Here is a 4,170-nt window from a genome sequence, read left to right as displayed (position 1 = left end):
TCCGTGGCCGCCTGGGGCTTCACGTCCGGGGCGGCGGGGGCGGTGGGCTCACCCTTCGGCTCCTCCTTCGGCGGCTGCTGCGCCGCCGGCGCCTTCGGGGCCTCGCACGTCGCGGCGGCGAGCGTGACCGTGCCGTCGACCTCGGCGACGTTCAGCTTCAGCGGGTTCACCGACACCTTGAGTTCGAGCGCGGTGGCAGCCGCCGTGCGGGAGGTGGTGTGCGTATTCGACAGGTCGAGCGTCACCTCGCCCACCGCCGGCACGTCGACCCGTGTCGGTCCCCCGGCCGACAGGGTGACCTTCTTGCCCAGCACGGTCACCGCGCCGAGCACGTTCGACTCGGCCACCGGCCGCTTGCCCGCCTCGCACAGCGCCTTCGAGGTGACCTTCTCGACCTCGACGAGCGAGAGCAGCGGCAGCCCCGGCACATGGACCCTGGCCCGGGCGAGGTTGACGTACCCCTCCGCCTTGTGGGCGTCGGCCGTCGCCTTCGCGGTGGCCACGTCGGCGCGCAGCACGCTGACCGGATTGCCCTGCTCCACGCCGTCCAGCCGGACCGTCAGCGCGGTCTTCTCGGCGTTCCCCGGGGCCTTCACCTCGTTGAGCGAGGCGGTCAGCGGAACGTTGACGGTCTTGTTGAGCAGGGAGACGCCGAGGTCGGTGCGGAGCACCACGGCGCCCGCCGTGCCCTCGCCGCCACCGGTGGCGTGCGCCGGGGCGGCCAGCAGCAGTGCGGCGGGGCCGACGGCCAGGGCGACGGCGGCGGCGGTGGCCACCGGCCGGCGCGTGGACCGGCGTACGGGCCGGTGTGCGGACCGGCGCGCGGGCATGCTGAAGAAGGTGCTGTTCAAAGCGGTGGTACCCCCACGAGTGACGCGGCGCCGCCCGGCGCACTCCACGGGGACACGTGAGCGCCGGGGCGGCTGAGACACAGGAATACTTACGCACTTGGAGTGAACGGTCAGCCACGTGGCGTGAGTTCACTCCTTCGTGGGGTTTCCGACCTCGCATTCGAATGCGGCCGACGTGCGGCGCACGCCCGTTCCCGTCAGCCCGCGACGATCCGGCCGTTCAGGATGATCCGGCGGGGCGCCGCGAGCACGCGCACGTCCGCGCGCGGATCCTCGTCGTACACCACCAGGTCGGCAGGTGCGCCCTCCTCCAGGAGCGGGCGTCCGAGCCAGCGCCGCGCGCCCCACGCCGTCGCGGACAGCGCCTCGATCGGCGGGACGCCGGCCTTGACCAGCTCCGCGACCTCGTCCGCCACCAGGCCGTGGGCGAGCGAACCGCCCGCGTCCGTGCCGACGAAGACCGGGACGCCCGCGTCGTAGGCCGCGCGGACCGTGTCGTACCGGCGCGCGTGCAGCGCGCGCATGTGCGCGGACCAGCGCGGGAACTTCGCCTCGCCGCTGTCCGCGAGGTGCGGGAACGTCCCGATGTTGACGAGGGTCGGGACGATCGCGACACCCCGCTCGGCGAACAGCGGGATGGTGTCCTCGGTGAGGCCGGTGGCGTGCTCGACGCAGTCGATGCCCGCTTCGACGAGGTCGCGCAGCGACTCCTCGGCGAAGCAGTGCGCGGTGACGCGCGCGCCGAGCCGGTGCGCCTCGGCGATGGCCGCCTCGACCTCGCCGCGCGGCCAGCACGCGCCCAGGTCCCCGGTCTCGCGGTCGAGCCAGTCGCCGACGAGCTTGACCCAGCCGTCGCCGCGCCGCGCCTCGCGGGCGACGTACGCGACCAGGTCTCCCGGCTCGATCTCGTGGGCGTAGTTGCGGATGTAGCGGCGGGTACGGGCGATGTGCCGGCCCGCCCTGATGATCTTCGGGAGGTCGGCCCGGTCGTCGATCCAGCGGGTGTCGGACGGCGACCCGGCGTCACGGATCAGCAGCGTGCCCGCGTCCCGGTCGGTGAGGGCCTGCTTCTCGCTGGTCGCCTCGTCGACCGGACCGTGCCGGTCGAGCCCGACGTGACAGTGCGCGTCGACGAGGCCGGGCAGCGCCCAGCCGTGGACGACGGGCACGTCGCGTACGCCGAGGGGCCGTTCGTACGTGATCCGGCCGTCCACGGCCCACAGCTCGTCCCGTACGTCGTCGGGCCCGGCGAGCACCCGCCCCTTCACCCGCAGCACCATGCGATCACTCATGCACAGCACTCTACGAGGGGCCGGTTACGCTCGGCCGGGAGAGATCGAACATCCGAAGATCGAAGAGAGCTCCGCCGTGACACACCCGCTTCTTGACCTGGCCCCGCTGACCGCCGCGCACTTCGCGGCCATCGAACGCCGGGTCGCCTCGCTGCTCTCCACCGAGCAGGACGTGGTCATCACGCAGGGCGAGGCGCTGCTGCCCCTCGAAGGCTGCATCCGCGCCGGCGCCCGTCCCGGCTCGGCCGCGCTGAACGTCGTGACCGGTCCGTACGGGCAGACCTTCGGCAACTGGCTGCGCGACTGCGGGGCGGCCGTCTTCGACCTGACCGTGCCGTTCGACACGGCGGTCACCGCCGAGCAGGTGGCGCGGGCGCTCGACGAGCACCCGGAGATCGACTTCGTGTCCCTGGTGCACGCGGAGGCCGCGACCGGCAACACCAACCCGGTCGCACAGATCGGTGAGGCCGTACGGTCCCACGGCGCCCTCTTCATGCTCGACGCGGTCGCCTCGGTGGGCGCCGAGCCGCTGCTGCCCGACGCCTGGGGCGTCGACCTGTGCGTGATCGGGGCGCAGAAGGCGATGGGCGGGCCGGCCGGGGTCTCGGCGGTTTCGGTGAGCGAGCGGGCCTGGGAGCGGTTCGCCGCGAACCCCGCCGCCCCGCGCCGCTCGTACCTCTCCCTCCTGGACTGGAAGGAGCGGTGGATCGACGGCGGCCGCAAGGCGCTGCTGCACGCGCCGGCGCAGCTGGAGATGCTGGCCCTCGAGGCGTGCCTGGAGCGGATCGAGGCGGAGGGGCTGGGCGCGGTCGAGGCCAGGCACCGGGCCGCCGCGACGGCCGCGCGGGCGGGCGCCCTCGCGCTGGGCGGCGGTCTTGCGCCGTACGTCCACGTGGCGCGGGAAGCCGCGCCGGTCGCCACCACGCTGCGCACCCCCGAGGGGGTGGACGCGTCGGTGGTGGTCGCGAAGGCGCTCGCCGCCGACCCGTCGCTGCCGCTGATCGCGGGCGGCGGGCCGCTGTCCAAGGAGATGATCCGGGTCAATCACTACGGCGTGGACGCCCGTCGGGGCGTGGTCGAGTCGTCACTCGCCGCACTCGGGGCGGCACTGACGGAAACGGGTGCACGGGTCGACTTCGAAGCTGCCCGAAAGGCTGTGGCGGAAACTTGGCCGAACGCATGAGTTCTTTGAATTCAGTGAATTAACGGATAACGGGAAGCTGCTTTATCAGCACAGCTTCCCGTTTTCTTCTGCCCCGTTTCCCCGACCGTAAACGCCAAGGTTTCAACAAGAACTCGGCTCGGTTTCGACGGTGTGACAGACCCCACATCGTAGGCGATTTGCCCGGTTATTTACGGTCAAATCGCCCGCATTTGCTGTCTGCTCGCGTGAAGAGCGGTCTCGCGCGATAACACAGATCGGGCACTCACCCAACCCCTTCCGACGATGCACTTTTTGAATTTGCTCGGTAAATTCCATCCGCATGACCGCCGCACCAGCAGACCTTGCAAGTGCCCGAAACGAATTCCTGCAGATCGAAGCTCCGCGAGTGGAGGACGGAGCCGCGATCTGGCGCATCGCCCGCGACTCCCAGGTCCTGGACCTCAACTCCTCGTACAGCTATCTGCTGTGGTGCCGCGACTTCGCGGCGACGTCCGTGGTGGCCAGGGACAGCCCCGGGGGTGAGCCGATCGCCTTCATCACCGGCTACACACGCCCCGAGCGCCCCGAGACCCTCGTCGTGTGGCAGGTCGCCGTCGACCACGACCACCGCGGCCGCGGGCTGGCCGGCACGCTCCTGGAGGCGCTGACCGAGAAGGCCACCGGCCAGGGCGTGACGACGATCGAGACGACCGTGACCCCGGACAACACCGCTTCCAACCGGCTGTTCACCTCGTACGCCGAGCGGCGCGGAGCGGGTCTTGAGCGCGAAGTGCTCTTCGACGGCGGGCTGTTCCCCGAGGGAACCCACCTGCCCGAGGTGCTGTACCGCATCGGCCCGATCGCTTCCTGAGCAGCCCTCCCC

General features: G+C 71.5%; 4 protein-coding genes. 2 read left to right on the top strand and 2 right to left on the bottom strand.

Annotated elements, in window-relative coordinates:
• The coding region (locus E2E34_RS32015; protein ID WP_439333701.1) for an SCO1860 family LAETG-anchored protein at positions 1 to 851 on the bottom strand (851 nt) is incomplete at its 3' end.
• Between the two features lie 197 nt (positions 852 to 1,048).
• Entirely contained in the window at positions 1,049 to 2,143 is a 1,095-nt protein-coding gene (locus E2E34_RS32010) for an amidohydrolase family protein (RefSeq protein ID WP_138905349.1), read from the bottom strand.
• Between the two features lie 76 nt (positions 2,144 to 2,219).
• Between E2E34_RS32010 and E2E34_RS32005 the strand changes: the two genes are divergently transcribed.
• Together E2E34_RS32005 and ectA are read left to right on the top strand one after the other, a co-directional pair.
• Positions 2,220 to 3,326, top strand: coding sequence for a pyridoxal-phosphate-dependent aminotransferase family protein (locus E2E34_RS32005; RefSeq protein ID WP_138905348.1), 1,107 nt, complete (start codon positions 2,220 to 2,222; stop codon positions 3,324 to 3,326).
• A 301-nt stretch (positions 3,327 to 3,627) separates the two neighbouring features.
• A complete protein-coding gene (gene ectA / locus E2E34_RS32000; protein WP_208765399.1) occupies positions 3,628 to 4,158 on the top strand; it encodes a diaminobutyrate acetyltransferase in 531 nt (176 codons plus the stop codon).
• The last annotated feature ends 12 nt before the right edge of the window (positions 4,159 to 4,170 follow it).

The organism is Streptomyces albidochromogenes (assembly GCF_005981925.1).
In the GTDB taxonomy this organism is placed as follows: Bacteria; Actinomycetota; Actinomycetes; order Streptomycetales; family Streptomycetaceae; genus Streptomyces; species Streptomyces albidochromogenes.
The sequence above is the reverse complement of the archived record's forward strand: the minus strand, read 5'-3'. Positions and strand labels throughout refer to the sequence as shown.

What these genes read in the sequence shown, in the direction of transcription:
- E2E34_RS32010 (WP_138905349.1), bottom strand. Translation starts at nt 2,143, where the DNA reads ATGAGTGATCGCATGGTGCTGCGGGTGAAGGGGCGGGTGCTCGCCGGG.
- ectA (WP_208765399.1), top strand. Translation starts at nt 3,628, where the DNA reads ATGACCGCCGCACCAGCAGACCTTGCAAGTGCCCGAAACGAATTCCTG.